The organism is Variovorax sp. WDL1 (assembly GCF_001541225.1).
In the GTDB taxonomy this organism is placed as follows: domain Bacteria; phylum Pseudomonadota; class Gammaproteobacteria; order Burkholderiales; family Burkholderiaceae_C; genus Variovorax.
Genome location: NZ_LMTS01000025.1, coordinates 1 through 25,738 on the forward strand (window position 1 = coordinate 1; position 25,738 = coordinate 25,738).

At 61.2% G+C, this 25,738-nt stretch carries 25 protein-coding genes and 42 tRNA genes; 58 read left to right on the forward strand and 9 right to left on the reverse strand.

From position 1 onward, the window contains the following. Nucleotides 1-221: 221 nt before the first annotated feature. Complete coding sequence (gene yiaA, locus APY03_RS02065) at nt 222-668, reverse strand: inner membrane protein YiaA (protein ID WP_068673451.1); 447 nt, start codon at nt 666-668, stop codon at nt 222-224. 211 nt (nt 669-879) lie between these two features. Here yiaA and APY03_RS41140 point away from each other — a divergent pair, with 211 nt between their 5' ends. The 16 genes from APY03_RS41140 (at nt 880) to APY03_RS02135 (ending at nt 4,019) form a co-directional block, all read left to right on the forward strand. Beyond that, nucleotides 880-1,155 (forward strand): hypothetical protein, encoded by a 276-nt coding sequence (locus APY03_RS41140; RefSeq protein WP_146039483.1) that lies wholly within the window; start codon nt 880-882, stop codon nt 1,153-1,155. Between the two features lie 688 nt (nt 1,156-1,843). Continuing rightward, nucleotides 1,844-1,919, forward strand: a tRNA-Gly gene (locus APY03_RS02070). Nucleotides 1,920-2,007: 88 nt separating this feature from the next. Further along, nucleotides 2,008-2,094, forward strand: a tRNA-Tyr gene (locus APY03_RS41145). 10 nt (nt 2,095-2,104) lie between these two features. Beyond that, nucleotides 2,105-2,179 (forward strand) — tRNA-Gly (locus APY03_RS02075). An 86-nt stretch (nt 2,180-2,265) separates the two neighbouring features. Continuing rightward, nucleotides 2,266-2,354, forward strand: a tRNA-Ser gene (locus APY03_RS02080). 38 nt (nt 2,355-2,392) lie between these two features. After that, nucleotides 2,393-2,476 (forward strand) — tRNA-Tyr (locus APY03_RS02085). A gap of 22 nt (nt 2,477-2,498) precedes the next feature. Next, a tRNA-Gln gene (locus tag APY03_RS02090) sits at nt 2,499-2,576 on the forward strand. 36 nt (nt 2,577-2,612) lie between these two features. Next, nucleotides 2,613-2,689, forward strand: a tRNA-Ile gene (locus tag APY03_RS02095). Between the two features lie 102 nt (nt 2,690-2,791). Beyond that, nucleotides 2,792-2,867 (forward strand) — tRNA-Gly (locus tag APY03_RS02100). Nucleotides 2,868-2,882: 15 nt separating this feature from the next. Further along, nucleotides 2,883-2,969 (forward strand) — tRNA-Leu (locus APY03_RS02105). Between the two features lie 393 nt (nt 2,970-3,362). Beyond that, a tRNA-Ser gene (locus tag APY03_RS02110) sits at nt 3,363-3,452 on the forward strand. Nucleotides 3,453-3,475: 23 nt separating this feature from the next. After that, nucleotides 3,476-3,551 (forward strand) — tRNA-Trp (locus tag APY03_RS02115). Nucleotides 3,552-3,579: 28 nt separating this feature from the next. Next, nucleotides 3,580-3,664 (forward strand) — tRNA-Leu (locus tag APY03_RS02120). An 80-nt stretch (nt 3,665-3,744) separates the two neighbouring features. Beyond that, nucleotides 3,745-3,831 (forward strand) — tRNA-Leu (locus APY03_RS02125). 25 nt (nt 3,832-3,856) lie between these two features. Beyond that, nucleotides 3,857-3,933 (forward strand) — tRNA-Phe (locus tag APY03_RS02130). Nucleotides 3,934-3,944: 11 nt separating this feature from the next. Continuing rightward, nucleotides 3,945-4,019: transfer RNA gene (locus APY03_RS02135), tRNA-Trp, on the forward strand. On the opposite strand, the gene APY03_RS39960 is transcribed toward APY03_RS02135, so the two are convergent. After that, entirely contained in the window at nt 3,988-4,383 is a 396-nt protein-coding gene (locus APY03_RS39960) for a hypothetical protein (RefSeq protein WP_146039482.1), read from the reverse strand. The two genes, APY03_RS02135 and APY03_RS39960, sit on opposite strands and share 32 nt — an antisense overlap. A 657-nt stretch (nt 4,384-5,040) precedes the next feature. Between APY03_RS39960 and APY03_RS02140 the strand changes: the two genes are divergently transcribed. From APY03_RS02140 to APY03_RS02300, 33 genes are all read left to right on the forward strand, one after another. Next, nucleotides 5,041-5,120 (forward strand) — tRNA-Gln (locus APY03_RS02140). 88 nt (nt 5,121-5,208) lie between these two features. Next, a tRNA-Lys gene (locus APY03_RS02145) sits at nt 5,209-5,285 on the forward strand. A gap of 95 nt (nt 5,286-5,380) precedes the next feature. Beyond that, nucleotides 5,381-5,458, forward strand: a tRNA-OTHER gene (locus APY03_RS02150). A 330-nt stretch (nt 5,459-5,788) separates the two neighbouring features. Then, nucleotides 5,789-5,864: transfer RNA gene (locus APY03_RS02155), tRNA-Phe, on the forward strand. Nucleotides 5,865-5,883: 19 nt separating this feature from the next. Further along, a tRNA-Pro gene (locus APY03_RS02160) sits at nt 5,884-5,969 on the forward strand. Nucleotides 5,970-6,073: 104 nt separating this feature from the next. Further along, nucleotides 6,074-6,151: transfer RNA gene (locus tag APY03_RS02165), tRNA-Ile, on the forward strand. Nucleotides 6,152-6,216: 65 nt separating this feature from the next. Next, nucleotides 6,217-6,293: transfer RNA gene (locus APY03_RS02170), tRNA-Pro, on the forward strand. Nucleotides 6,294-6,347: 54 nt separating this feature from the next. Then, nucleotides 6,348-6,425, forward strand: a tRNA-Pro gene (locus APY03_RS02175). Between the two features lie 186 nt (nt 6,426-6,611). After that, nucleotides 6,612-6,698 (forward strand) — tRNA-Leu (locus tag APY03_RS02180). An 18-nt stretch (nt 6,699-6,716) separates the two neighbouring features. Beyond that, nucleotides 6,717-6,792: transfer RNA gene (locus tag APY03_RS02185), tRNA-Ala, on the forward strand. Nucleotides 6,793-6,942: 150 nt separating this feature from the next. Beyond that, nucleotides 6,943-7,016, forward strand: a tRNA-Cys gene (locus tag APY03_RS02190). 32 nt (nt 7,017-7,048) lie between these two features. Further along, a complete protein-coding gene (locus tag APY03_RS02195; RefSeq protein ID WP_068673453.1) occupies nt 7,049-7,318 on the forward strand; it encodes a hypothetical protein in 270 nt (89 codons plus the stop codon). A gap of 41 nt (nt 7,319-7,359) precedes the next feature. Beyond that, a complete protein-coding gene (locus APY03_RS41150; protein ID WP_157103365.1) occupies nt 7,360-7,524 on the forward strand; it encodes a hypothetical protein in 165 nt (54 codons plus the stop codon). 12 nt (nt 7,525-7,536) lie between these two features. Then, entirely contained in the window at nt 7,537-7,716 is a 180-nt protein-coding gene (locus APY03_RS02200; RefSeq protein WP_068673455.1) for a hypothetical protein, read from the forward strand. 44 nt (nt 7,717-7,760) lie between these two features. Then, nucleotides 7,761-7,836, forward strand: a tRNA-Thr gene (locus APY03_RS02205). 647 nt (nt 7,837-8,483) lie between these two features. Beyond that, nucleotides 8,484-8,559 (forward strand) — tRNA-Ala (locus tag APY03_RS02210). A 16-nt stretch (nt 8,560-8,575) separates the two neighbouring features. Beyond that, a tRNA-Asn gene (locus tag APY03_RS02215) sits at nt 8,576-8,651 on the forward strand. Nucleotides 8,652-8,748: 97 nt separating this feature from the next. Next, a tRNA-Val gene (locus tag APY03_RS02220) sits at nt 8,749-8,826 on the forward strand. Nucleotides 8,827-9,654: 828 nt separating this feature from the next. Then, nucleotides 9,655-9,746, forward strand: a tRNA-Ser gene (locus APY03_RS02225). 28 nt (nt 9,747-9,774) lie between these two features. Next, nucleotides 9,775-9,865: transfer RNA gene (locus tag APY03_RS02230), tRNA-Ser, on the forward strand. Nucleotides 9,866-10,022: 157 nt separating this feature from the next. Then, nucleotides 10,023-10,098: transfer RNA gene (locus APY03_RS02235), tRNA-His, on the forward strand. A 27-nt stretch (nt 10,099-10,125) separates the two neighbouring features. Further along, nucleotides 10,126-10,201 (forward strand) — tRNA-Lys (locus tag APY03_RS02240). Between the two features lie 52 nt (nt 10,202-10,253). Further along, a tRNA-Lys gene (locus tag APY03_RS02245) sits at nt 10,254-10,329 on the forward strand. Nucleotides 10,330-10,336: 7 nt separating this feature from the next. Further along, a tRNA-Arg gene (locus APY03_RS02250) sits at nt 10,337-10,412 on the forward strand. Nucleotides 10,413-10,472: 60 nt separating this feature from the next. Beyond that, a tRNA-Thr gene (locus APY03_RS02255) sits at nt 10,473-10,547 on the forward strand. A gap of 6 nt (nt 10,548-10,553) precedes the next feature. Further along, nucleotides 10,554-10,628 (forward strand) — tRNA-Val (locus APY03_RS02260). A gap of 17 nt (nt 10,629-10,645) precedes the next feature. Continuing rightward, complete coding sequence (locus tag APY03_RS02265; protein WP_068673457.1) at nt 10,646-11,005, forward strand: hypothetical protein; 360 nt, start codon at nt 10,646-10,648, stop codon at nt 11,003-11,005. 156 nt (nt 11,006-11,161) lie between these two features. Beyond that, the gene (locus tag APY03_RS02270; RefSeq protein ID WP_068673459.1) at nt 11,162-11,725 is read left to right on the forward strand and encodes an HNH endonuclease; all 564 of its coding nucleotides are present in this window, start codon (nt 11,162-11,164) and stop codon (nt 11,723-11,725) included. Between the two features lie 38 nt (nt 11,726-11,763). Beyond that, nucleotides 11,764-11,840 (forward strand) — tRNA-Arg (locus tag APY03_RS02275). A gap of 293 nt (nt 11,841-12,133) precedes the next feature. Beyond that, nucleotides 12,134-12,631, forward strand: coding sequence for a hypothetical protein (locus APY03_RS02285; protein WP_068673463.1), 498 nt, complete (start codon nt 12,134-12,136; stop codon nt 12,629-12,631). Between the two features lie 13 nt (nt 12,632-12,644). Continuing rightward, nucleotides 12,645-12,720: transfer RNA gene (locus APY03_RS02290), tRNA-Thr, on the forward strand. A gap of 79 nt (nt 12,721-12,799) precedes the next feature. Continuing rightward, the gene (locus APY03_RS02295; protein ID WP_068673465.1) at nt 12,800-13,414 is read left to right on the forward strand and encodes a hypothetical protein; all 615 of its coding nucleotides are present in this window, start codon (nt 12,800-12,802) and stop codon (nt 13,412-13,414) included. A 95-nt stretch (nt 13,415-13,509) separates the two neighbouring features. Continuing rightward, nucleotides 13,510-13,587, forward strand: a tRNA-Leu gene (locus tag APY03_RS02300). 41 nt (nt 13,588-13,628) lie between these two features. On the opposite strand, the gene APY03_RS02305 is transcribed toward APY03_RS02300, so the two are convergent. After that, nucleotides 13,629-13,946, reverse strand: a complete 318-nt coding sequence (locus tag APY03_RS02305; RefSeq protein ID WP_068673467.1) for a hypothetical protein — start codon at nt 13,944-13,946, stop codon at nt 13,629-13,631. Nucleotides 13,947-14,124: 178 nt separating this feature from the next. Here APY03_RS02305 and APY03_RS02310 point away from each other — a divergent pair, with 178 nt between their 5' ends. From APY03_RS02310 to APY03_RS02320, 4 genes are all read left to right on the forward strand, one after another. Beyond that, nucleotides 14,125-14,685, forward strand: a complete 561-nt coding sequence (locus APY03_RS02310) for a hypothetical protein (RefSeq protein WP_068673470.1) — start codon at nt 14,125-14,127, stop codon at nt 14,683-14,685. Nucleotides 14,686-14,800: 115 nt separating this feature from the next. Next, nucleotides 14,801-14,971, forward strand: coding sequence for a hypothetical protein (locus APY03_RS41155; protein WP_157103366.1), 171 nt, complete (start codon nt 14,801-14,803; stop codon nt 14,969-14,971). 15 nt (nt 14,972-14,986) lie between these two features. Beyond that, nucleotides 14,987-15,505 carry a peptide chain release factor-like protein gene (locus tag APY03_RS02315; RefSeq protein ID WP_068673472.1) on the forward strand — a complete coding sequence of 173 codons (519 nt, stop codon included), beginning with the start codon at nt 14,987-14,989 and terminating at the stop codon, nt 15,503-15,505. 81 nt (nt 15,506-15,586) lie between these two features. Then, nucleotides 15,587-16,030, forward strand: a complete 444-nt coding sequence (locus tag APY03_RS02320; protein ID WP_068673475.1) for a protein-export chaperone SecB — start codon at nt 15,587-15,589, stop codon at nt 16,028-16,030. Nucleotides 16,031-16,149: 119 nt separating this feature from the next. Here APY03_RS02320 and APY03_RS02325 read toward each other — a convergent pair whose 3' ends face one another. Continuing rightward, complete coding sequence (locus APY03_RS02325; RefSeq protein ID WP_068673477.1) at nt 16,150-16,791, reverse strand: glyoxalase superfamily protein; 642 nt, start codon at nt 16,789-16,791, stop codon at nt 16,150-16,152. 227 nt (nt 16,792-17,018) lie between these two features. Further along, on the reverse strand, nt 17,019-17,615 hold the full coding sequence (locus tag APY03_RS02330; protein WP_068673479.1) for a hypothetical protein: 597 nt from the start codon (nt 17,613-17,615) through the stop codon (nt 17,019-17,021). Between the two features lie 106 nt (nt 17,616-17,721). On the opposite strand from APY03_RS02330, the gene APY03_RS02335 reads away from it, so the two are divergent. The 4 genes from APY03_RS02335 (at nt 17,722) to APY03_RS02350 (ending at nt 19,351) form a co-directional block, all read left to right on the forward strand. Further along, nucleotides 17,722-18,204, forward strand: a complete 483-nt coding sequence (locus APY03_RS02335) for a hypothetical protein (protein WP_068673481.1) — start codon at nt 17,722-17,724, stop codon at nt 18,202-18,204. 231 nt (nt 18,205-18,435) lie between these two features. Beyond that, nucleotides 18,436-18,512: transfer RNA gene (locus APY03_RS02340), tRNA-Met, on the forward strand. A gap of 112 nt (nt 18,513-18,624) precedes the next feature. Then, nucleotides 18,625-19,068, forward strand: a complete 444-nt coding sequence (locus APY03_RS02345; RefSeq protein ID WP_068673483.1) for a hypothetical protein — start codon at nt 18,625-18,627, stop codon at nt 19,066-19,068. 19 nt (nt 19,069-19,087) lie between these two features. Next, nucleotides 19,088-19,351, forward strand: coding sequence for a hypothetical protein (locus APY03_RS02350; RefSeq protein WP_068673485.1), 264 nt, complete (start codon nt 19,088-19,090; stop codon nt 19,349-19,351). 147 nt (nt 19,352-19,498) lie between these two features. Here the strand turns inward: APY03_RS02350 and APY03_RS02355 are convergent, their stop codons facing one another. Then, the gene (locus APY03_RS02355) at nt 19,499-20,560 is read right to left on the reverse strand and encodes a choice-of-anchor D domain-containing protein (protein ID WP_162487201.1); all 1,062 of its coding nucleotides are present in this window, start codon (nt 20,558-20,560) and stop codon (nt 19,499-19,501) included. Between the two features lie 239 nt (nt 20,561-20,799). After that, complete coding sequence (locus tag APY03_RS02360) at nt 20,800-23,094, reverse strand: AAA family ATPase (protein WP_068673489.1); 2,295 nt, start codon at nt 23,092-23,094, stop codon at nt 20,800-20,802. Between the two features lie 182 nt (nt 23,095-23,276). Here APY03_RS02360 and recA point away from each other — a divergent pair, with 182 nt between their 5' ends. Next, nucleotides 23,277-24,317: a recombinase RecA gene (gene recA / locus APY03_RS02365; protein ID WP_068673491.1), complete on the forward strand. Its 1,041-nt coding sequence runs from the start codon at nt 23,277-23,279 to the stop codon at nt 24,315-24,317. Nucleotides 24,318-24,456: 139 nt separating this feature from the next. Here recA and APY03_RS02370 read toward each other — a convergent pair whose 3' ends face one another. Next, a complete protein-coding gene (locus tag APY03_RS02370) occupies nt 24,457-25,098 on the reverse strand; it encodes a hypothetical protein (RefSeq protein WP_068673492.1) in 642 nt (213 codons plus the stop codon). Nucleotides 25,099-25,202: 104 nt separating this feature from the next. After that, nucleotides 25,203-25,703, reverse strand: coding sequence for a hypothetical protein (locus APY03_RS02375; protein ID WP_232324133.1), 501 nt, complete (start codon nt 25,701-25,703; stop codon nt 25,203-25,205). Nucleotides 25,704-25,738: the final 35 nt, after the last annotated feature.

Consider the following 25,738-nt stretch of genomic DNA (forward strand, 5'->3'; position numbering starts at 1 on the left):
GCGCTTCTTCTTCATCGCGTACTCGGCGCTGGCAAAACTGAGTTGGTCCATCTCGGTGGTGCTGTGAGTTGCTCTGTCTTCACGCATGCACGGGCCGTGCCCGCCGCGACCTATTGATCAGCGTTTCCCTAGGCCGCGGCACAGCCATGCAAGAAGCCCCCGCACTCTCACGAGGCGGGGGCTTTCTTCAATAAGGGCGGGTAGGCTACCGCACCTCAGGGTTACACGCTGTCATGCAGGCCGGTAACGTCATCTGGCACATTGCGCTTCTCCTTGGGTCCCGAGTCGCGCACGTTCTTCTGCACGGTCACCGCAGCGGACAGGCTGAGCACGTACCCCATCGCATAGAAGCCCTTCTCCGAGCGCTGGAAGTTCGCGTTGAACAGTCCCACTGCCAGCAGCGTGAGGGAGCAAACGATGGCAAACCAACAAATTCCAAAGTACAGGTCGGTCACCGGAATACCTTCTGCTCGGTCGCGCACGCTCTTCTGGAGCGACACGGCCGAGAACAAGCCGAACATCAGAATCGCGAAGTAGTATCCCTTCTCGTTGACCTGCAGTTCGCTGTTCCAGAGCCCGACCAGGTATGCGAGTATGCCGATGAGGAGGGCAGCCCATGAGGCGCCGATGAAGGCCGAGGTCGGTTTGTGGTGCGTGAGGATTGTCATGAGTTTCCTTGTGGTGCCCTCTATAGGGATAGCTGCCCGAGCCTGCTGGCGGGCGCCTAACGCACCTAAAACACAACATTGCGGATGAATGCGGGTTTCTACCTACGCAAAAATGGTTGCGACGGATAAAACATGCGGCTACACTCGCCATCCACGTCACCGACTGATAATTTTGTAAGAAGTTGTTGACGTATAAACCCAGTGAGCTATAATGCTCATCACCGCCTTAAAACGGAAACCGCAGCGAAAGCTGCACAACCAAACTCTTTCAACGAACGACGACTTTTCAGCCATGAAAACGCAGATGACCAACCTGACAACCGCGATGTGCTCCTTGCACAGCGTGGTTGCGCACGCCCCCAGGGCGCTGCCAGGCGGTTATCAGCAACCGTCGCTTCCCTCAACGCCCAAGTGCTCCGTCCTCGCAGTCGCCTCGATTGGCAACAGCATCCAGGGATGGTTTAACAGCAACAACCGGCTTACCTGACGAATAAGACTCCAGCAGTCCCGTCAGGTTAGCACCGGCGGGACCCGCAAAGAGTTGATTCCAGGTTTCACACCAGCCCCCAGCGGGCGGAATCCCCGAAGAGCGTATCCCGACCGGCAGAACCGAAGAGGTTCAGCCCGAAGCTTCATTGCTTCGTGACCGAAAGGTCAGTCGCATCGTCGACATCCGGCCTAACAGCCGCGCTCTTTAAAAATTCATTGCGGGAATTACCCGCGGAGTCCTGGTACGGTGACCTGCCGTAGCTGCGGAAACACATCATGCTTCGAGGGCGTGGTGCCGTGGCGTGCCCCTCCAGCCGCAACTTTCGACAGAAAGCGGTCGCGACTGGATGCCACACCAGATAGGACGATGCGAACATTCCCCAAGCAACACAAGGGACCGGCCTGGCATCTATAACGGATGTCGAGCCTGCACACCGCAGGAGGTGGTCCCCGGAAGGGTTCGCAAGAGCCCTTTCGTAGCAGCGCATGCAAAAATCCCAAGGCGAAGTGCACCTGGTAACAGGAACGGGCGCTCAAGGGGCCCATCCATCGGGTTTATAGCTCCGCACCAGGCCCGCACCCTGGACGGTTGGTGAGTTTTCACCGTGAAACAGATGGAGCGCTGCTACGAGAGGAACTTCCGATACTGGCGGGCACAGTTTGGCGCCCGGTAGTTCGAAAATCACGCGGATGTAGCTCAGTTGGTAGAGCGCGACCTTGCCATGGTCGAGGCCAGGGGTTCGAACCCCCTCATCCGCTCCACAACCTGGTCGCCGGCAGTAGCTGGCGACTGCTAAACCGGCCATGTAGACAAGGTGGCATCCGGAACCGTAACCGGAGCGAAAAACGCGGGTGTCGAGCAGCATGGGTTGACTGCATCGGACTGTAAATTCGACGCCTTACGGCACACGGGGTTCGAACCCCTGGACACCCACCATCATCAACACGCGGATGTAGCTCAATGGCAGAGCTGAAGCCTTCCAAGCTTAAGACGTAGGGTTCGATTCCCTCTATCCGCTCCAGATTGCTCGAGTAGCTCGAGACCGAAGCCTGTGCAGGTTGGCTCCACGCCACGTCACCAGGCCGCCCGCCAGCGTCAAAGGCACCTGGAAGATTGGTCGAGTGGACTATGGCGCCTGTTTCGAAAACAGGCGGCTCTGCGAGGAGACCGGGGTTCGAATCCCTCATCTTCCGCCACATACAAGTCGTCGCAAGACGCATCGAGAGTACTTTGTGGGCAGTTGGCAGAGTGGCTGATTGCGGCAGGCTGTAACCCTGCTTCCCCAAAGGACGCGGTGGTTCGAATCCATCACTGCCCACAAAGTGCTTTCGAGGTTTTCTAGGGGAGTCGCCAAGCTGGTCCAAGGCACCTGATTTTGATTCAGGCATCCGCAGGTTCGAATCCTGCCTCCTCTGCCAATTCGTCTCGTCGCACTGCGGCGAGCCTGTCAACACGGTCGGCTAGCTCAGTCGGTTAGAGCAATCGCTTGATAAGCGATAGGTCCCCAGTTCGAGTCTGGGGCTGACCACCAACACTTCGGGAGCGATAAACGCTCTTGATACACGTGAAAAGAAGGACTTGGAAGTACGGGGCCGGGGTCATCCCGCTGCACTTCACTCGTCCGCATCGTAATGCGGGTGTAGCTCAGCTGGTAGAGCTCCAGCCTCCCAAGCTGGTTGTCGCGAGTTCGAATCTCGTCGCCCGCTCCAATACGATTCCCATTTGCCCGGGTGGTGGAACTGGTAGACACGCTATCTTGAGGGGGTAGTGGCCGTAAGGCCGTGCGGGTTCGAGTCCCGCCTCGGGCACCAGAATAGTCTCGGAACGCTCGCATGGCTCCAACGGGCCGTGCGATACAGCGCAACACCTCGCCTGGATTTACAGGCTAACCCTGCGGACGCGCAGGGCGACGAGACCTCTCAGTGGCGACAAGCCGCGGGCACCCGGGGAAGACCGGGTGCGTGACGCCCTGAAGGGGCTTCATGCAGGAGTGCTCAGCTCACGAGCGCTGCTGCATGAACAGAAGTGTTCTATGAGCCGCACCACGGTATGAACGTGCGTTCCTTTGGAGGTCGAAGGGGGAGCGTCGGATGCAGGCATGGGGGTTCGACGTCCCATGCTCCGCGGATTCTGATTCCAGGTCCGAAAACCGGTGCACGGGGCCGCAATCCCACAATCCGGTCGGCTCATAAAACACCTTTTCCGGAGGGCTGGCCGAGCGGCTTAAGGCTCCAGTCTTGAACACTGGCGAGGGTGAGAATCCTCCATCGGTTCGAATCCGATGCCCTCCTCCAAACATCATCGATGTCATCCCTGTAGGGGTATGGCGCAACTGGCAGCGCAGCGGCCTCCAAAGCCGAAGGTTGTAGGTTCGATTCCTACTGCCCCTGCCAACAGGTTGACATCGCGCTTCACAACCCCGCGCTCGTGGTGGATTCGGTAGACACACCTGACTCAAAATCAGGCGCCGCAAGGCAGGCGAGTTCGACCCTCGCCGAGCGCACCAACACACGAGAACCCGTTCTCTGAACGCGGCCCTCAACTCTGGCAGCTCGGCTCAAAGGCCTCGAGCGCCGTCAACGTCACGCCCCGGTGGTGGAACACTGGTAGACACACTGGTTTCAGGAACCAGCGCCGCAAGGCATACGGGTTCGAGTCCCGTCTGGGGCACCATCTCAACTCACCCCAAACAACTCTCGCCTCGGTAGCTCAGCTGGTAGTAGCGGCGGATTGAAAATCCGTGCGTCGCAGGTTCGATTCCTGCCCTTGGCACCATCTCTTCGTACGGGCGGTTGGTACAGTGGCCGTGCACTGGACTCCAAACCCAGCTTAGGAAGGTTCGAATCCTTCACCGCCTGCCATTGTCTGGTCGACTGCTGCACCCACTGAGCAAAGCCTCCTCGCTTCGAAGCGGTCTACCATGGCCACAAGCTCATCGTAGGCCATGCTGCTCTTTGTCTTCTTCCGGTTGTTTGCATGCCACGTCATGAGCTCGCAGTTGATTGGGTGGGCGATATAGAACGGGTCAAGGTTTCGTCTGATGGCCTCGTTCACGGATACTCGATGGTCCCTTGTAAGACCCTCAGGATTCGCGGGAGACCAGAACCCTTTTTCGGCCAAGCTGCGCAGCGTTGTCTCGCCGAACACCTCAGGAAGCGAGAAGGGATTGAACGTGAAGGCGTAGCGGTAGCGACCTTCCCTTCCGTACAAACCGACATGTTCCACGCAAAACTTAGACTTACAGCGGCCTACGGTGACCTTGCCGCAATGTGAGCACGAGCAGTGGAACAGCTGGCTGTATGGACCGGCGACCAAGGCTTTGTTGAGGCGGTCGAGCCGAACTAACCGCCTTACTGCCTTAGCCGGCACGGTCTTTGGCGCAGAGCGCTCAATGGTTACGCGGCGGCGCTTCGAAGCGACGGGTAGTCTCGGAGGCGATTTGGCGCGCCGATAAGCTGAAACGGCGGCCGCAATCTTGTGCCGCGTCTCCTGGCTTCGGCTACCACGTGCGCTGTTGGTGCACTTTGCAGCGCAGGACCTGCCGCAGAACCGCGTCGAAGGTTCGTCCCGAATCACCTTGTACGGAAGCACTTCAGAGCACTGGAGGCAGCGCTTCGGGTTCGCCTGATGCGCAATTTCTTCCGCTTCGAACCGCAACGCTGCCCTATGCCTGTTGGCCCTCGCTGAGTTCACGAGGAAGGCTTCATGGCTAGGAAGATGAACCCTCAGGTGTCCATTCAGGGCGCTGAGCGTTCCAAAGTGACGGCGGCACTCAAAGCAATGCACGAAGACTTCTGGCATAGGGAGCATAGAGAGCCAAGTTTAAGCGGCAGGTCGTGCCTGCAAGTCGTGTTGGCCACAAGTCAGGGCGCAGAGTTCTGTCGGGGAGTGTGTGCAAGTGGTCTAAGCCGCCTGGTTCTGAGCCAGGATGTTCGTCAGTTCGAATCTGACCTCCCCTGCCACCGTCATCATCAACCGCTCACAAGGAGACGAAATGTCCAACAAGCGAAAACGTGGCTCGGCACGAAAACCGAAAGCACGAAAACACGAGGAGGCGTAGCTCAGCAGGTTCAGAGCATCCGGCTTTTACCCGGACGACGAGGGTTCGATTCCCTACGCCTCCACCAGTGTCCTGTGCCAAGCAGCCAGAAGACGGCTTCTTCGTACAGCGCAATGGGACACCATTGCCAACAAGCTCGCCTCCGGCGGGCTACCCATTACGGGTGCGTTAGCTCAGCCTGGTAGAGCACCGGTCATTTGGGACCGGTGGCCGGACGTTCGAATCGTTCACGCACCCCCAACAATCATCCATCGGCGCGCCGGCGCCGCGGAGTACCAGCTTCGGGCCGATGCACTGACGGAAGGTGCCCTCGTAGAACGGAACGAGGCCCGGTAACACGGTACGGCGAGCTCGCAAGGCAGATACGTGGCACGGTTGCAGAAGCACCTATAGCGGCCTTGGCAACAAGGTGGCCTTCAACAAGCAAGGGAAGCGCGTCATCCAACACAAGTCTGCGCCCGGAGTAGTTCCCGGGTAGCCCCGTAAGGCGGGTTCGAATCCCGCCGGCTCGACCACTCGCACGGCAGCTCGTCCTGAGGCACGCGCGCCGGATTTAACAACAATACCCATCCAACCATAGCTGAGAGAGGCATAGCAGCGGCTTGAAACCCCGCAGACGGACGTTCGAATCGTTCTGGTTGGGCCACTTCTTAATCATCAACTCTCGGGGTGTAGACCGTAACCTGGTAGCGGGCCGCGTTTGGGACGCGGTGCGAAAGCCTTGCAGGTTCAAATCCTGTCTCCCCGACCAACATCAACCACAACAAGGACATCATGGAACAAGTCATCGACGACATCCTGGCCAAGGCGGCCAAGCATTTCGGCCTCAGCCCTCAGGGCTGACACCAAGAACACGGAGAGTTAGCTGAGTTGGTTTCAAGCGCTGGCCTCATAAGCCAGGGTACGTCGGTTCGAATCCGTCACTCTCTACCATCACCGGCCGCCGCGGCACACCCCGCAGCGCGCGGCCTCATCCCTCCCTTGGGCAACCACTCAATCGGCCTGTAGCGCAGCCTGGTAGCGCACCTGCATGGGGTGCAGGGGGTCAGAGGTTCGAACCCTCTCAGGCCGACCAATTCGCCTCTCACCAAGGCACCACGACCCGGACCCCGGTCCGGCCCAACAACCACGGCGCGTGGGAAAGTCTGGTCAATCCGCCTCGTTCGGGACGAGGAGACCGCCGGTTCGAATCCGGCCGCGCCGACCATCTCAGCAACGGATAAAACCGGCTTCTAAACCATCAACAACGTCTCGAAGAGAGACTCCAAATAGCTGTGCACCAGTGCCCGTCGCTAGCCGGACCCGGCTTCCTGAGGGGTGTCCCCTCATACCGGGGGTGGCGTGGACCGAGGTAGCGGACGCGTTCTGGTGTTCAGCTATTTGGAACGGAAATGCGCGTGTGGCGGAATTGGTAGACGCACCAGGTTTAGGTCCTGATGCCCGCAAGGGCGTGGGGGTTCGATTCCCTTCACGCGCACCACATGTTTCAACGGATTTCGGGGGTGTAGCTCAATTGGTAGAGCGCCTGCTTTGCAAGCAGATTGTCGCAAGTTCGATTCTTGTCACCTCCACCAGATTTCGATAGGTAAGGCAAGCCCGACAGGGGCGCAGCGGTCAGAATCCCCGCACGGGTGTTAATGTGCACGCTGCGCAAACGGAGGATGGGAAGGAGCCTGGTGGAAGCCGGGTGACGGATACCCCACCGGCCTATTGAATCCCTCGATGGCGGCATGCCCGAGCGGTTAGGGAGCGGATTGCAAATCCGTGTAGCCCGGTTCGACTCCGGGTGCCGCCTCCATCTCAGCCCACGTCTCTTGAACGGACCGCACCATGACCACATCGGCGCAGCTTCCCGAAGCTACATCGCATGCCTTCGCGGCCTGGCTCTCCAAAGAGCACGCCCAGGGCCTCCAAAGCATCCATCTCACCGTCGCCGCCAAGGCTGACGTCTCCCCGGTCGTTGTTATCGACGAGCTCCTGCGAGCAGAAGCTGCACTGGCCTTAGGCCATGTCGTCGCCGCTCCCCGCGCTCAGTCCGAACTGCCGGCAAGCGTCAAGGCCTTCTTGGCCACACTGACCCTGCCCCGTCCCCTTCATTGACCCGCGCAGGTGCTGCGCGGGCATAGACCCCGGAGCACAACATGATGGACCTCGGATTCGACATCTACGCGATGGTGAAGCCCAAGACCAAGGCTGACTACATCGCCCTCCTCGACGAGGCGCTCAGCCTCATCCAGCAGGTGAACGAACAACTTGACGCTGTCTTCGAGGCCTGCCAGGCCGAGCAGGACAAGAAGCGCCAATGACAGGAGCACACGATGCAAGACTTTGACCTCAGCACCGCGCCGGCGCACCGGCCCACCACCCGGGCCGAGTGCGTGGCGCTCATCAAGCGGATGAACATGGTTGCCGACAAGCTCGTCGAGCAGTTCACCGGAATCTTCCAGGCCTGCGCGGCCGGCTCCGGCCAGCCTCGCGGAGACGCTGCCCGCGTATAAAACGGCGCCCTATAGGTTGCTCGCTGCTCGCAAGAGCGGCAAACGCTGATGTGGCTCAGTTGGTAGAGCACTCCCTTGGTATGGGAGAGGTCAGGGGTTCGAAGCCCTTCGTCAGCACCAAGTTTTGAGAAGCCGGAATCGCCGATTCGCCGAACGCTCGCAAGAGCCTTCCCCGACAAGCAGGCCCGCGTCTCACACCTGACCCGATGGCAGGTGCACCTTAGGGTGAGTGTCCACGGGAGGCCGCGAGGCCTCTGATGCGCAATAGCTCAATCACGGCCGCGGTGTGCGCGGACAAGTTCGGCAAACCTTGCCGGATGGTCAGAGCGGGGCGATTGGCCCAGGACGCAGGTGCGAGCCCTGCATGCAGCATCAGTTAACCCAGTCGGCGGGGGAGTTGTCGACAGGTCGTCCGTAAGTCACGACCTCCACGCATTGAGATAGCTCAAGGAAGCTCAGAGCACCGGACAAGTCCGGAGGTCCCAAGTTGAACTCTTGGCTCAGAAGGCGTGGTTGAGGTGATGTAAGCCGCGGGAAAGCCCGCTTCCGCTCAGATGCACACGCTGAGACTGTAGGGAGCAGGGTGAGTACCGCGCCGCGCCGAGACTTCATACGTAGCTCCGGAGAGACGTTGTCGGCAACGCCAGCGACACCCGGAGGGTACTCAGCCAGGGGGGATTCGCGATACCGCCTGGTGCCTGGAAACAGGCAATGAAGGTTACCCATCCCCCGTGCTAACAAGACGGGCCCTATCTCCCCCCTCTCACGGGGCTGTAGCTCAACTGGAAGAGCGCATCGCCGGCAGCGATGAGGTCGTCGGTTCAACTCCGGTCAGCTCCACCATCCACAACGTTTCCATTCCAAGGTAGCTCAGCTGGTAGAGCATGCGACTGTTACTCGCGTGGTCGGGGGTTCGATGCCCTCCCTTGGAGCCATACATCAACCTGCCCAGGCCCGTGGAGGTCCCACACCTGGCAATTGAAGTCAGCCTTGTCGTCCTGACGGGCTTGGGCAGCTTTGATTCCCTGCAACGCCCGGTTAGCTCAGTTGGTTAGCAGCACCCGCCTTACATGCGGGGGGTCGTCTGTTCGAATCAGACACCGGGTACCACCGTTCCGAAGTCCGCGCCATTGTTGAGCCCAGGCGCATCCTTGCCGTTCACCGGCGGCTAAATCGACACGCTTCACGATGGGTGTCTCGCAAGCCACCACTATCCCTGCCCGGTCCGCCTCGCTTCGTCGAGAAGAGCGGAAGGTCCCGACCGGGCGAATGGCACGAGTGTGAACACTGCTCAAAGAGTTTCGTGCGCCGCTTGACGGTGTCGGCAAGTCGGCCGAAGCAAGCGTTTTGTTCGCTGGCGTGTTCGACCGCCGCGGGCCTCGCAAGAAGCCGCTTCAGTGTCCCCTGCCCAGTCTGCGGCACGACCGTGAGCGCCACGAAAAGCCGAATTGATGCGGCGAAGTCTGGCCTGGTGTTCTGCTCGCACCGATGCCTGTCAGCCGCCAAGAAGATTGGTGGAGCGGTGCCTCAGGTAAAGCCTTCTCATTACGGCACCGCGAAGTCGCGATACGGAGACCTGGCGAAAACCCCAGGAGCGAAATGCGCGGACTGCGGGTGCGCGTTCCGGCCGGTACTGCACGTACACCATATTGACGGCAACCGCAGGCACAACGAAAAGGAGAATCTTGAGGTGCTCTGCCTTCTGCACCATCAGCTGAGGCACCTTCACCAAGTTGCCGGCGTGTGGTGCTTCAACAGTTCAGTTCTGACGCCGCGCGACAGGCTCCCTGAACTTCGAGCGATGCTCCTGGCATCGACCTTGTCTCCAGTCGGTGCCGAAAATCCCACGGCCCTTGCCGCCGCCCCAACAAAGGCGCACCGGCCTGGCTGGGTCAGCCCGCACCGACACAACCGTCGGCCAGGCTAGAACATGTTTTTGGAAGTGTGCTCGAGAGGCCTATGAGGGCTGTTTGCTAAACAGCTGGCCGTCGCAAGACGGCCCGGGGGTTCGAATCCCTCCACTTCCGCCAATTCAGGGGTAGCGCCCTTACACCACACGGAGAGCGGGCAGGACGGTCAATGCACCTGCTTGGAAAGCAGGCGTCTGTGATGAATAGGCGACAGGGTTCGACTCCCTGGCTCTCCGCCATCAATCTTGCGCAAGAGAAACGACCGCCGCGAGGCCGCCGGGAGGGTGGTCTGAAAAGCGAACAAGCGGAAGGGTAAGACGCCCGATTCCCTCCCACCAATTTGCTGTCAGCGCACCGTCGCGCTGGCCTCCCCTCCCCGTTCGAGAGTTTTTTGGGTTGGACGTCGCCTAGCGGTCCAAGGCTGAAGGCTGTGACCCTTCCATCGCGAGTTCGAATCTCGTCGTTCAACCCAAAGCACTCTCTTGCTTCCAAATTTCGTGGGTCGCTAGCTCAGCTGGAAGAGCGGCGGACTCTTACTCCGTAGGTCCCCGGTTCGAGCCCGGGGCGGCCCACCACACCAACATTTCTTTCGGACGGCGCCCTTGCGCGTTCGAGTCTCACCACATCGGGTCGCTAGCTCAGCTGGCAGAGCAACGGACTCTTAATCCGAAGGTCCCCGGTTCGAAACCGGGGCGGCCCACCACCCTCGCGCGCCATTAGTTCAGTGGATAGAACAAGGGCCTCCTAGACCCTCGGTCGCAAGTTCAAACCTTGCATGGCGCTCCACACATCGGCAGCTGTAACCAGCAGCTGCTGCTAAACCCCCTCCCTTCACGACCCATACCCGCCCCCGTAGCACAGTGGTAGTGCTCCTGCATCGTAGGCAGGCTTACGTCTGTTCGATTCAGACCGTGGGCACCATTCCTCGCGCGACTAGCTCAGGGGTAGAGCGCTTGGTTGACATCCAAGAGGTCGGTGGTTCGAGACCACCGTCGCGTACCAATTCACCGGAGAACACCATGACGACAGCGACCCTGACCCCAGCCGAGCTCGAACATGCAAAGAACGTGTTCTGCGAACTGACGCCCGACCCGGCCATCCAGGCCCACGTCAAGGAGAGCGACTACGCCACATTTGCTCTCAAGCTTCGCGACCCCAAGGTTGCCGCCGGCGTTGACCGCACCCTCTCCATCATCAGACTGCTGACAAGCTGGACGCCGGCCACGGCGCAGGACTATGACTCTGTGGTCAGGCTTCACCGCGCTATCGACTGCGGCTGGTGCTCCGCGCGCCTTGCTGCTCGCAAGACCGGCATGACCATCCATGCGCTGCAGCAGCTTTTTGTCACCAATGGGCTGCCGGCGCCTTTCGAACTCTAAGGCGCACGCGTGCGACGCCTCTCATCAACCTAACCCGGAGCCCCACTTTTCGCAGCTCCAGTCGCTAGACGAGGCAGGGGGTAGCCGAACTTTTCTCGCAGTCCTCGCCAGCCGGCGTGGGCGCGAATCTCTCCCCACCTGAACCTGGAGCCAAGTATGGAACCCCGTATCCTGGCCGTCGACCGCGCATATACGCCTGACCGGTGGATTGGAGCGGCTGAGGCCCTGAACCTCTTCTCTCGAGGCATCGTGCAGACGTCCTTCGGCGACGTCGCGATGACACTGCGCGGCGGCATGAACGCGAAGACCGGCAAGCAGTCGATTCTTGAAGTCCATTCCATCCTGGTTGTGGACAGCAAGTCGCATGTCGTCACCGACTTCAACTACGCGCCCCTCGACCGCCGGCGCCTCTTCAAGCGTGACCTGCACATCTGCGCGTACTGCGGGGAACGCTTCAGCCACGACAAGCTCGAGGCAGAGCACGTCACCCCTGACGCGCAGGGCGGGGCCTACTCGTGGGAGAACCTCGTGAGTGCGTGCCACCCCTGCAACCAACGCAAGGGGTGCCGCACGCCGGAACAGGCAGGCATGCCGTTGCTCTACCTACCGTACAGGCCGAGCCGCTTTGAGTCGCTCATCCTTGAGAGCCGGAACATCTTGGCTAGCCAAGCAGATTTCCTGCTCGCACGTGTGCCGAAGCACAGCCGGCTGCACTCCTAAGTGCAAAAGCGGGGCCGAAGCCCCGCTTTTTCTTTTGCGCGCCCTTGGCCGAATGGACTGAGGCATCCCTCTTCTACAGGGAAACATGCGGGTTCGACTCCTGCAGGGCGCTCCATTTTTCGCAACACGACCTACAGGCAAGGAGGCCCCCATGGTCACCCTCCCATCAAAACAAGCCCGTAGCGCCCTCTATCGACGCGACGCGGCCTATCGAGCGGGAACGCCCTGCGCCTCCAGTACTGCGTTGCGCTCTCACGTTGAGCGCGACCTCAGGCGCATCACGAGTGAGACTCTCGACGCGCTGAAGCACCCTGCTGCGATTCCCAGCAACGTCATTCTTGAGGCGCTGCTCAGGGCGCGCCAGGTATAAGACGGGGGCCTACACGGGAGAACTCACATATTCTCGCTATGGCCTATTCCCCCAAATCGACCCGCCGCCTCCCCGCGACTCCGCCGAAGGCCAAGAGTCCCTTCGCTGGGGCCAACGACGACAACTGGCGCCTGCCGTACTGGGGGAGCGTAGCGGCCATCCCTGCCGCCTACTTGATGCTTTCATTCCTCGTGGGCATCCTTCCTTTTCCTCTTCTCTGGGTCTGGCTCATCGCCGTCCCGGGTGCAGCCTGCGCCGGGTTGCTCGTCTACCGACGTCTTAGCATGTCTTCAAGCTACAGTTGGATGCAGACCTTCATTGCCTGCAGCCTCGGCTTTGGCTCCCTCCTTGTCTGGTCTTCGCTCAGTCTCCTGTTTCGCGCGGTGGGCCTCATGGATTTCGGCTTCAGCGAAGCAGCCGAACTGGCTACCGACGAAGGCTTGGTTTGGATGGCCGGCGCATTGCTCGGCGTCCTATTTGCCCAGTTTCTGATTGGCTTCGCTGCCATCAGCGCGCTCGAGCGAGCCCTCGACTAGACCACCTTCTCCCGCCGCTTTAGCTCAGAGGCCAGAGCAGCTCCTTTGTAAGGAGTTGGACGTCCGTTCGAATCGGACAAGTGGCACCATCTTCCAGCCCGTTCGCGGCCCGTCCACCATCTCATCCGTAGCTCCAAACCCTCCCGTGCGCTTCGAAGCCCTTCCACCATGCAATCCAACTCCGACCAGTGGCGCGAGACCGCCGAACAAGCTGCCGCGCAAGCAACCGAGGCCGGCCGCCGCGTGTTCGACGTTGCAGCCAGAACCGGGTCCTTCCTCAAGCAAGGCGCCGAGTTCGTTGCTGCTGACAAGGCGAGCTATGCCGGTCGGGCGTTCTGGGCTACCGCGGCGGCTATCGGCCTGAGCGCCTTCCTACTGCGCTTCCCGTTGCTCTCGCTTCCGCTGGGTGACATCCTCGTGGTCGCGCTCGGCGTGCCCCTAGCCGCACTTATTGGCCAGCTCGCATTTCGCCAACTTGCGCCGAGCCAGACGCTGACGGTTCGTCAGGCGTTCGTAGCCAGCGCCACCGGCTTCGCCCCATCCCTGGTTTACGACATCCTATTCTTGGGAGGCCGCGCCAGCCTGTTGTATGTGACGACGCTCCTGGTCGTCTCCTGGGTCATCCAGGTCTTCTTCGGCACGGCTGCCTTGCACTTTTGGCAGAACCGCCTTGCTGAGCTTTTGACGGCACTCAATACTCCTCTGGAGGATGAGGGAGAATCGTTGGCTGAGACGCTCCGGGTCCGCGTTGCTGAAGCGCAGGCCAGGTTCCGTAAGGGCTGAGACCCACCGGGGTTCGTTGCATCGGGCCACCGTCGGGCGCCCTTCTCGTTCCTAAGCCTTCCCCTGGTCCGCCGACCCGGTCTAGGGCTTTCATCCTCCGCGTGGCGCAATTGGCAGACGCGCTCGCTTTAAAAGCTTGTTGGTTGCCGGTTCGAAGCCGGCCGCGGAGACCAATGCGGCCAATGAGAAGCCGACCCGGAAGGGTCGGCTGAATTCAAGTGAGCGAGAAGCCCAGGGCTACTGCCTTTTCAACGTTGACCTGGCGCGCGTGCATCTTCGAGAAGCGCACTTCGCCTTGGTCTGACACGACATACCGGTGGTAGCCGCCTTCACCGTAGATGACGGGCTCGGCGACGATGTCTCGGATGCCTGCAGCGGGCTCCAGCGGGTCCAGAGCTTGAAGCTCCTGCCAAGCCGTCAGCAAGACATGGAACCCGTAGCGCTGATTGGGATTGGCCAGTTGAGCCTTTCGCCAGGCGTCACCCTCCATCTCGACCATCCGTTCGAAAGTCTGCTTTTCCGCAATGTGCAAGTCGATGCTCCTTTGTTTTCCTGCGTCGTGTAGCCATTGGCCGGCCTCCCGTACCGCACCCACGTGGCGCCACATCGCGCCTGAGCAAGCGCGGCCGGACTGCTTGCAAGGCCTCCCCTATACGCCGTAGGCCAACTCACAACGCTACACCATGACCAAAAAGAAACCTTCCGCTCCCGTGAACGCACCACGCAACGCCGCAGCCAAGCCTCCGAAGGCGCCGGAGCGCGCCAAGCCGACCACCCTCGAGCAGGCCCAGAAAATCCTCGCCCAGCGACGTAGCGCGGTGGACGCAGCCATTGCTGCCACCTCGACGGCGCGAGCCGAAACGCAGGAGGCTACCAGCCTCCTTCGCGTTGCCGTGCGCGATGAGAAGTACGCAGAGGCGGAACGGCTCAAGAACCTGCGCGATAACGGCGAGCAGGTCATCGGCCAGCTTCGCGCAACCGAAACTGCCGCTCGCACCGCGTTCGGTGAGGCGCTCCAGGATGCAGAAAACCTGTTTTTTGCGGACCAAGGCGACTTCTCGGAGCAGGTGCGCCTCTGCCGCGTCGTCGTTGCCGACCCTGTGACCGGCGCGACCGACAGCGAGGTCTACACAGACTCCAGCGAGACCATCCAGCTGCGCCTCGGCGACGAGCGCAACCAGCAGTTCGAATCGGAGGCCTACCATGTCAGTGAATGGGCCGCTCAGCACGGCTACTTCGTGAAGGTCTTCGAGACCAACGTTCCCGTCTGACCATTCCAGAGGACCTTCGGGTCCTCTTTTTCTTTCTCGTGTCACTACACCCTTTGGGTCCCTCGTAAGCCGACCAGCAGCGAGGACCCGTTCACCTCCTTCAAATGGACTCATCATGAAACTGAAATCGTCTACCGAAACCACGTTGACGCTCAACGTTGAGCTCAATGCCGCTGAAGGCGGCGAAGATGCGGCCCTCCTGGTCGAAGACCAAGCTCGCATTCTGTCGAACCACATCGTCCGCGCCGGCGGGAAGGTTCATCACGTCTCCCGCGCCAAGGGCTGACTCAACCTCGAGGTTGTGGTCAGCGAAGCGCTCGCAGCAGACCTGAGCCTCGAAGCCGGCGGCCACCGCTGGCAACGTGTCCCGCCCACGGAAAGGCGCGGAAGGGTACACAGTTCAACTGTCACCATTGCCGTTCGGCAAACGAGCAAGCAGGCCTTCGTTCTCGACGAGGCTGAGCTCGATGAGCGGTTTAAGCGCTCCACCGGACCAGGTGGCCAGCACCGGAACAAGTCCGACTGCTGCGTGGTCCTCACCCACCGCGCGACCGGCATCACCGTTACCGTCGATTCCCGCTCTCAGGCCGACAACCGGCGCGAGGCGCGGGTGGAAATGGCCCGGCGCTTGAAGCAGTTGTGGGACTCCGGTCTGTCGGCCGCGGCCGCCTCGGACAAGCGGCGCCAGGTCGGCACCGGCCAACGCGGGGACAAAGTTCGCACATACAGCGCGCAGCACGGCATCGTCACTGACCACAGGACTGGGCGCAAGGCGCCACTGGAGGCAGTTCAGGCCGGCAGACTGGACTTGCTGAGGTAAGTCGCCCATCGGGCCCAACTAAAACCACTTGCTTCACAGGGGACGGGCGCCGCCGCTTGGCGCCTTTCCCCTCAATCTGCGATGACCCAGCCTACCCTGAACCTGCACGCCATCCTCACGCGTACGTCCCGCCTTGAAACCAAGAAGCTTCCGCAGGAGGCCGTCGGAAAGTTCGAGTTCGAGGTCAACATTGCGAACACCTGGCGCGCTCTTGCCGAAAAGAGCCGCTACGCCGCCTCAGTGGCGTTGACCCTGAAGGGCCGCGTCGAAGGCGCCGAGGTCCTGACAGGTGAGTACGTCGTCGAAGGCATCGTGGAAATCGTCGACCATGACGAGGCCTCGAAGCAACACATCCTGGCCATCTGGGTGCCCAACCAGCTCGTACCCTACATCCGGGAGCTCCTGTCGAGCTCGACCTCGCGCAGCGGCTTCCCGACCATCCTGCTGCCCCCTGTGGTGTTCCAGCCGCCGACCATCATCCCGGAGCCCTCTACGCTGCCTGGCTCGCCTAAGCAACTGCACTAGGCACAAAGCCATCGGTGAAGCCCCACGCGCCAAGCGGTGGGGCTTTCTTGCGTCTGGGGTTCGCGGCGGCACAAAAGAAGCCGCCCAGCGGTGCTGGGCGGCGTTGCAATCACAATCGGCTATCGGTCTGGAGTCAGTTCCTCGAGCTCACCTTCTTCGATGAGGCTTTCCACGAACGGCTGCATGTCCCCAGCTGTCTCATAGACGAGGACATCCCCGTGCCACGCCAGGTACTCGCTTGATGTTCGAGTTTTGAGGACAGTGAGCAGCGTCTCAATTTCCACCATCCGTGTCTCGATGGCATAGTTGCAGTGCTTCGGGTACCCCTGGAACCACCAGCCCCCTTTGTTGACGTATACGGCGGTGCCGCTTACACGCCGGGGGAACATTCCGTCTTCTTGCCAGGCCTCGGGCTCTGCGCTCGTGGCCTGCAGGTCCAGGTTTTGCTCGATGCATCGCGTTCTCATGGCCAGCAACTGGTCCATGAATGCCTGGTCGAGGGTGACTTTTGCCCAGCGCGGAGCTTCTCCGAACTCATCACAAGCAAACGCGCTCAGGTACAGCGTTACAGGATTGTCCATCTTGAAGCTGGCCTGCGCCTCGCGCTTCAGCATCCCGCTAAGCGTGTCCCAGTTTGGGTAGCCTAATACCTGGGAGACAACCTCGAATGCTTTGCTGTGCGACACAGCGTCGACGCCGAGAGAGTTGCGTACACGGCTCACCATCTGGCGAACCTTGATTTCGTCAATGCGAATTTCCATTACTGGCTCCTTGAGAGGCGGAGCCTCGATTGATGACCTCGATGCGCGCGTTACGAGTTGTCGGAGGCTCCGCCCACAGGGCAGTGGTCCAAAACTAGTTCTGCATTCACCATGCCCCTTGCGGGGTGCGCGCGACAGGCTGCAGTTGCCCGAACCTAGTGTAGCCAGCGCAGAGGGCCAGCCTAGCCAAAAATGAGCCCCGCGAAGTGCGGGGCTCGTGAATGGCGTCAAAACAAGCCGACCTGGACCGGTGAAGGCCGCTTGAACTCGGTCGGCACCTGGTAGTCGATGCCGGCCGAGTGAAGCCAGGCGTTCAATCGATGGCGACTGTCGTCGTTGCGCAGGTTGAAGACGGGAATGCCGCGGTCCGATGCGATGACGATGGCCGTGGCGGTTCCGCCGGTACCGCGGTTTCGCGTCTTGCGCGACTCACAACCATCAGGCGTCCAGCAAATCACAAGCTCCGTCGGCTCATCGAGCCCTCGGCCGAGCACCTGGTACGCATTTCGGCTGTGCATCTTCTTGGGCCCTTGGCCCAGCGTGTCCCAAGCGGGATGAACAGTCGACGCGAGATGCATCGCATCGCTGTCGTCACCGCCATAGTGCGGCGAAGTACGGCCGTTGAAACCCTTCCAGGGCAGGAAGATGGTCATCGCGCCATCGACAGCGAGACATCCCTGCTCAAACGCATCGTCTGCGCCGTCGGCCCCGCCTGAGCGGAGCATCCAGCCAGCTTTTGCGAAAGCGACCCCGAGCTTCTCCATGAGCTGCAGGACCTCCGCGGGCGTCTCCCGTGAGCCGATGCCCGTATAGATTTTCCTCAAATGTTGTCCTCCGTGTATGACCCAACCTATAGCGAGAAGCGAACCTGCCGAAGTGCTTTCAGCGCTGGCGCCTCCCTCCCTTGCTATACCCGATAGGAGGACTCCCATGATTGAAGAACTGATTTTTCTCTCGCTTGCCGGCATGAAGCGCGTGCGGCCTGCGCTCGACACCCTGGTCATCTCCATCCTCGACCGGTCGGAGGAACAGGCCAGGCCGCCACTTGGCGGTTTTCGAAGCGTCCTTGTTCTCAATTTCGAGGACACGTACGAAGAGTTGAAGCTGGCTGCGCCCGGAGCTTGGCCAGACGAGCCAACACCAGAAGAGCACGCGCGCTTTTGCCAGGGGGCCGGCGAGCTGGTGCCAACGCTCACGGATGCGAAGCGAATCTTCGACTTCCTGACGCTGCACAGGTTCAGCGACGAGAAGTTGAAGCTGGTTGTGCACTGCCATGGCGGCATCAGCAGGTCCGCCGCGGTGGCCGAATGGATTTCGGTGAATCTTTGGCTACCGATTGCCAACGGTCGGAGTACCGAATACGCCAACCTGCGCCTCATGCGCTTGCTGGACAAGGCCGCGGGTAAGCGGTAGCAGCTGCGATTCTCAAGAGCGCCTTCGGGCGCTCTTTTCCACGTGTGCCGTCGCAGCGCGGCAGCACACAATCCAGGAGCTCGGACCCGTAGGCGGCCGCGATTTTCGGCGAGCTGCCCGGGAAGGTGGCTGGCCCCTGAAACCTCGCAAAAGCGCGTCGAGGTTGTGGAATATGCGGATAAAACCCGTGCGTACACGAAGTGTCGGAGACGCTTGAAGCCTCCAAGAATTCGCGGGATGGCGCAGTCGGTCAGCGCGCTGGGTTCATATCCCAGAGGTCAGAGGTTCGAGTCCTTTTCCCGCAACCAGCTCGGCCCCGCAGGCATTGCGCCTCACGGGGCCTTTCTGTTGCCTCTGCGACCCCCGGGGTCCCTACACGCCTCATCAGGAACTCCAGGGCACCTCGCCCGAAACAGACCCATGACCAACCTGGCCCCTCCTCTCAACATCTTTTCCGGTGCGGAAATCCCCTTGGGCGCTGCCCTGACGAACCCAACGGAGCTGGCCCGTCAAAAGGGTGTACTCAAGCAGTCCTACCCCGTCCACTACAACGGCCGGCGTTTCCCTGATGCGGAGACGGCCTACCAGGTGTCAAAGCAGGTTGCCCCCGACCGGGACGAAATGATGGTTGAAATCATTGCAGCCAAATTTCGCCAGCACCCCGCCCTCGCTGCCGAGGTCGAAGCCCGCGGCGGCTCTGAGTGGCTCGCGACCTGTTCGCACTTCACCCAGGCCCGCAGCGAGGCTGCGCGAGCATGGGAAGGCGCAGGCCTCGAGTCGCGCTACATTCGCAACCTGGTCGCAGGCTTCCGCCGCTTCGAGGCGGGCTTGGACACGGCGCTAGGACAATCCACGCTGTTTTGACAGCTACTCACGCATCTTCATGACAACATTGCAATTCGAAACCCAGGTCTCCGGCAGCCGGGACACGGTCTGGGTGAATGCCTCGGACGGCTCATGCGTTGCACGTTTCAGCAAGAAGTTCGGCATCGACGTTCACAACTCAGCCACCGCCCAGATGCAGGGAGCCAAGGAGTGCCTCATGTGCACCCATGCGCCCGCCGGGGAGGATGAGTGGGAGCGCTTCCGGGCCGCAGTCTTGGAACACTACGGCGTGAAGGTCAGAAAGAACCTCCTTCGCTTCTGAGCAACGAGCCTCCAGCTCCCCTGCCTCATTCAAGCCCTGGCTGCAATCGCCGGGGCTTTTCCATTTCGGAGGTTGGGGCGAGAAAAGAGCAGGGCGCCCCTTAGGGCGCCCCTTTTTGAGCGTTCTCAGTCGCCCAGCGGCGCTGCCTCAGTTCACGGTCACTGCGATGGGAATCGTCACCTTGCCGACATTGGTCACGATGGACATGCTCGGGTTCACGGGGGCGACACCGGTCGTGTTCGTGTACGTGACCTTGAACCTGCAGCTGCCGCCAAAGCCAGTAAGCGCGGACGTGCAGGTGTAGTAGTCGAGAGCCCAGCCCGGCCCTGCCGGCAACGCCCAGGATTTGAAGGTGGCACCCATGCTGCCATCCGCGCGGAGGTCGACCGACGCGGTACCCGACGCCCCCAAAGCGAGGGGGCCGATAGCCACGGCTCCGCTCGTTACTCGAACCTGGCTGGCCAAAGGCGTCCCCTTGACAGGAATCGAGAAGAGCGAGCTCACCTGCAGGACGTCATTCCCCGGAAGGTCGCCTGCCGTGTACTTGACTCCGATGGTGCAGGAATGAGGCGCTGGGAGCACAGACCCGTTCGGTGGGCAAGTCCCTAGGGACGGGTCGAGCTCCCAGCCCTGATTGCCGTCCAGCATGGCAAGCGTCAAGGGCTGAGGCTTGCCGTTCGGCGGGTTGTGAATCTCCACGGTCGTAGAGAACGGGACACCGTAGAAGGTGGACGCCGTGTATGGCGAGCGAGTGGCCCAGATGTTCTGCCGGGTATCGGCCGTCACGGGAATATCGAGCGAGACCGCCGGGTCCTCCGCAGCGACCGACAACGTACCGGAGCGCGGACCGGTAAGGGTCGCGACGGGGGTATAGCTCACCGACACGTCACAGGAACTCTTCGCTGCGAGGGCTCCCCCAGCGCAGCCGGACAGCCCGAACTCACCTCCACCATTGACGGAGAGGCCCGTTACGGGGCTATCGCCTGTGTTTGACAGCGTCACGGTCCGCGTGTACGGGCCGGTGCCGCCGACCTCGATGCCGAAATCAATAGCGGCCAGGCTCGCGCTGAGGCTGGCGGGCGTGGTCGGCGACGCGACCGCCATGCCGCGGGTAGGGACGCGAAGCGTATACCTTGTCTGGGCAAAGGCCGGGGCAAGGACAGAAGCTCCAAGCAAAAGGGCAAATAGGGAACGGTTGAGGGATTTCATTGTGGCATCCGGGAGGAACATGTTTGCACGTGTAGAGACGTGCGTTAAACGCCGCGGCGCTCCAATTGCAGGGTGTTAGCTTGGCCCGCTTCGAGTGCTGCACGTACGAGCTGTCGAACTTCGTCCACACGTTGCATGCGGCGGCCTGCACGGCATCCAAGTCCGGCCGGCACCAGGACGAGGGACCTCCATTGCGAAAAAATGCGCCGCCCAGACAGACTGGGCGGCGCGGAAGAATGCTACAGAACGAGTTCGCGAATCAACGCAAGCTTCTCTTGCTCGTCGCGCTGAAGGATGCCCTCCAGTGCGAACTTTGTCGTCAATGTATCGACGAGAGAGTAAAACTCCTCATCGATTCGCAGCTTGAAGGAAGCGGGATTTGCGAACAGGTGCTTCCATTTGCCATCAGACATGCGAGCCAGGAACTTCGATGTGAGGTATACGGGTCCTTTAAGTTTCAGGACCATCGTCTCCTTCTCGTCGAGCAACCGCACCATGTGTCCTTCGTGATGACAAGCGGCGTTGAGCTTCAGCAGCTCTCCGAACGTCGTCTCGAAGTGCTCCGGACGGCGGAAGCCCAGCTCTGCGGCCAGGTCGTCCAGCTCACCTTCTGTCAGCAGCGGCGACCCCTGTCGGATTTCGCGCGCGCCGATGAGGTGCAAGCCGTGGTCTTCCTTCCCGTAAGGAACAATGTGGGGGTCGCTTTCGTGCAACACTTCGAACATCAGCGTCAAAGGACGCTTGCTGAACAGCTTCAGCATCTTCCCTCGAACCGGGCCGGTAATGAAGTCCTTGATGTAGCCTACGAAATCGCTTTCGAAGCTACCGGTCGTGTGCACCAGCAGGTCGGACCGCATCACAGGGTGGGGGCTCACGACTCCGAGGAATCCGTTGAGCTTCACCACCGCGCGTACCGGTGTCTCGGGCGCCAGGTCGAGACCCGTCCCCTCCTCCTTGTAGTTGAATACCTTGTCGAACGGAAGCGAGACGATGTTGCCAGCCACGTCGTAGACATGGCCGCGCGCTCGCAGAAGTGCACTGTTCGTACCCCACAGGTGCTCGTAGAACACCGACTTGGCGTACTTGAAGAGGCGCAAGCCGTAGCGGGTGTCGGTCGACACTGTTGCCAGCTTTTTTGTCACCAGTTCCTGCAGCCCCAGGTAGGCTGCGACCCGCGCAGCTTGCACCGCGTTGAAGTCGTACGTCGTGGGCAGAGGCACCACCGAACTCTTGCCCTTCAGGTAGTCGTCCAGCCGCATTGCGAGCAACGAGCCGTTCTGGAACGCATGTGCATCCAGGCTCACCACCTGCACCTGCCAGCTCGTACCCGGGATGTGCCCGCGGATGTAGTACTGGCGTTTGGTTGGCGGCACCAGCTCGGCAGAGCAGAAGTCGTACGTGTCGAGGTAGCGCTGCATGGCCGCGTCTGAGTCGAACCGGCCCCAGTTCGATGCGCCGTGAAGCACTTCGTCGCGCGGGGTTCGTATCAGATTGAACGCCTTGGCGTCAGCATGGGCGAACACCACCCGCTGGGTGTCGTTCTCGTACATTGCGAAGTGCGGCAATGAGCGCAGGAAGGAGATGATGCGCTCACCCTCATCCTCAGGCAGACGCAGCAGCTCCATGCCGGTCTGGGCATTGCTGAAGGAGCGCCAGAAGTCCAGCTTCTCCTGCTTGGCCGTGTCCCAGAACGCGACGAGCTTTGCGTCATGGTTACCCATGACCACCTTTGCCAGCCCAGCCGCGCACATACGCATCACGAAACGCAGAGTCTCGATGCTCTCCGGACCCCGGTCGACCAGGTCGCCCAGGAAAAGGAGCCGGCGCCCGTCGCGATGGCGATGGAGTCCGTCTGGGCACTCCTCGTACCCCAGCTTCTCGAGCAGGGCACGCAGTTCGCGCAGCAGGCCATGAATGTCGCCGACAATGTCCCAGTTTTCGCCCTCCAGCTGAAGAGGCGCCACCACGCGGACTACCGCGTCGGACGTCACGACTTCGTGAGGAAAGCGAGAGGTGCGCTGATAGCCGCCAAGCACGTACGCGGGGGCCTTGCCCTGCGCTGGCACCGTGACACCTTCGAGGAACTCTTGGATGGCGCGCTCAGGCACACGAGCGCTTCGGCTCGCGTTCTGGGCGAGCACCCGCTCCATCGGAGTATCGACGATGATGACCTTGAACGGCACGCCGGCTTGCTGGGCCATCTTGGCGAAGCGAGCGCGGTCGAAGCTTCCGGGGATTTCGTCCGCCACGAGCGTGGCGTCGACGATGGTCGTGAGCCCCTGCTTCAGGCGCTCCTCAACCACCTTTTCGATGGTCTGCCACACAAGGAGGCTTACCGATTGAAGCGGCTCGGAAATCACGTGGCCATCGGCCGCGATGAAGACCGATTCACCACCGAACGCGCGACGCAGAGCGTCACTCGACTGCACGATGCCGTGCGGCAAACGACTGTTTTGCAACAGGTGCGATTTTCCTGCCCCGGGCAGCCCGGACAGAACGGCCAGGCTACCTGCGGGAATGTTGATGACTTGCATTTGTTGCTCCTTGAGAAATATGTCCTGCAAGGTGTAGGGACGCGGCACCGGCGCCCTCAAGGCGACTCATCTAAAACGCAACTTTGCTGGACTTTAAAACGCTTGGGAGCTATAATGCTTCTCTGCCCGAAGGCCCTGCCTACTGGGTCCCTCCTCCATTTTTCCTACCGTACGCACCCCCCATGAACGAAGCCAAGCAAAAAGCCCTCGCCGCCGCCCTCCAACACATCGAAAAGCAGTTCGGCAAGGGGAGCATCATGAAGTTCTCCGACGACGCACCGCCGGTGGCTATTGAGGTGGTGTCGACGGGCTCGTTGGGTGTGGACATCGCGCTTGGCATCGGCGGCCTGCCCCGCGGCCGCGTGGTTGAGATTTATGGTCCGGAAAGCTCGGGCAAGACCACCCTCACCCTGCAGACCATCGCCGAAGGCCAGCTACAGGGCCTGCAGTGCGCTTTCGTGGACGCAGAACACGCGCTGGACGTGCAGTACGCCCAAAAGCTCGGCGTCAACCTCTCTGACCTGCTCATCAGCCAGCCGGACACCGGCGAACAAGCCCTGGAAATCGTTGACTCCCTGGTCCGCTCCGGCGCAGTCGACATCATCGTCGTCGACTCGGTAGCCGCGCTGACGCCCAAGGCTGAAATCGAGGGCGAGATGGGTGACTCCCTGCCCGGTCTGCAAGCCCGCCTGATGAGCCAGGCGCTGCGGAAGCTGACCGCTGTGGTCAAACAAAACAACTGCCTCGTCATCTTTATAAATCAACTCCGTATGAAGATAGGCGTCATGTTCGGCTCGCCCGAGACGACCACCGGTGGCAATGCACTGAAGTTCTACGCCTCGGTGCGCCTGGACATCCGCCGCATCGGCACCATCAAGAAGGGTGACGAGGCCATCGGCAACGAGACGAAGGTCAAGGTCGTGAAGAACAAGGTCTCGCCCCCGTTCAAGACTGCAGAGTTCGACATCCTCTTCGGGCAGGGCGTGCGACGGGCCGGTGAGGTGCTCGACCTGGCCGTGACCCACAAGCTGGCGGAGAAGTCGGGCGCATGGTACAGCTACAAGGGCGAGAAGATTGGCCAAGGCCGTGACAACACTTGCGACTTCCTGCGCGACAACCCCACCCTGCTGGCAGAAATCGAAGGCAAGGTGCGCGCCCTGGTGATGCCGAAGCCGGGCGCCGTGTCTGCGAACGACGAGGCCACCAGCGCGCTCGATGCCTGACCGACTCGCCGGGCATCAGCAAGGGGGCTTCGGCCCCTTTTTATTGACCGCCGCGCCGCAACCCCGTGTTGCACAAAGGCGGAAAGCAACACAGCATCCAACCGCGGAGGACCCCTTCGCTTGCCTAGCGCTGGCTGGACTATTCGCCGATGAGATTGGCTTTTGCTCTATCTTTTTCTCTGGCCACGCTGTAGAGGTCCCGCACCCTTTTCCATTCCTCTTCAGCCGCGTCGCCGTAGTCGAGCGACTCATAAAGTCTCGCCACCTTGCTGCGCAACGTGGCTGCCTCCACCAAAGACGCGGTGCTGTCGTCTCGCCACTCAACGCTTCGGGCGGCTACCCGGTACGCACGCGCCGCTCGATAGGCTTCACCCGCACTCTCGAAGTAGTCGCCGGCCTTCAGCGCGTATTCAATAGACCGCTCGTCGTCTCTGACCGGTGAACCCGGCACGCACAGCACTTCCGCCGCCGCAACCCAAGCGTTTGCCAGACCTACCGTATCGTTGAGTCGCCGGAGCAGCTCCATAGCCTCTTCAAGCTTGCCAAGACGCAACTCCTCTGATGACTCTGCGTCGAACGCCAACAGCTCGGCTGCCCGGGCCTTGAGCTGCTCTCGGCTTGACCGCTTGAGTTCTTCAGCGTGCTCGGCTCGGCGCTTCCACCAGGGCACAAACCACCTGCGGGCCGCGATGGCGACTACAACTACGGCGACAACTGCCTCCACTCCCTGCGCAGGCCCGCTCCAGTCTTCTAAGAAATGTCGGACGTCGTCAATGCCCATACAGACCCCCTCGGGTGGGATTGTGCGCCGTCAGCGGCAGGCAGAAAAGCGGTTACACAGCAGGCGCTCCAACAACCGCTTCGACGCGCGTGCTTGGTCCGCAGTCAGCGGCAGGACTGCGGGAACCCGCGAAGCAGTTGCTTCAGCTGGTGGGTGTCGAACACCACGGTCTGCTTCCCAAGGTCCCGGAAGGAAAGCGTCAATGAAACGCTCGGCTTGCTGGCAAGGTAGCGCGTGAACTCGACCGGATTCGGCGGGAAGATGTTCAGGCCGCTCCCCTTCTGCCATTCGGCGGCCTTGCCGTCGACTTCCACCGGAGTCGTCTTGACACCAGTCGTAGCCATACGCGAGTCGATGCGGGCATCGGGTGCGCCGGCGTTGCAGAGCAAGCCGAACGAGGGAACGTCGTACGAGGTTCCGTTGACGACCATGTCGCCCGTTGCTCGGCGTGTAGCCTCCAACACGGGGCCTTGCTGGCGAATTGTCCAGCCATCGAGCTGCTCTTCCTTGAGCTGCTCCGGGAGCGGACCCTCTACGATGCCGCCCCCGCTCTTGAGGAACGCCAGCTCCTCCGGAACTTTATCCTGAATGCTGACGAAGGCCATCAAGCCGAAGGCCAGCGCGACGAAAATCCAGAGTA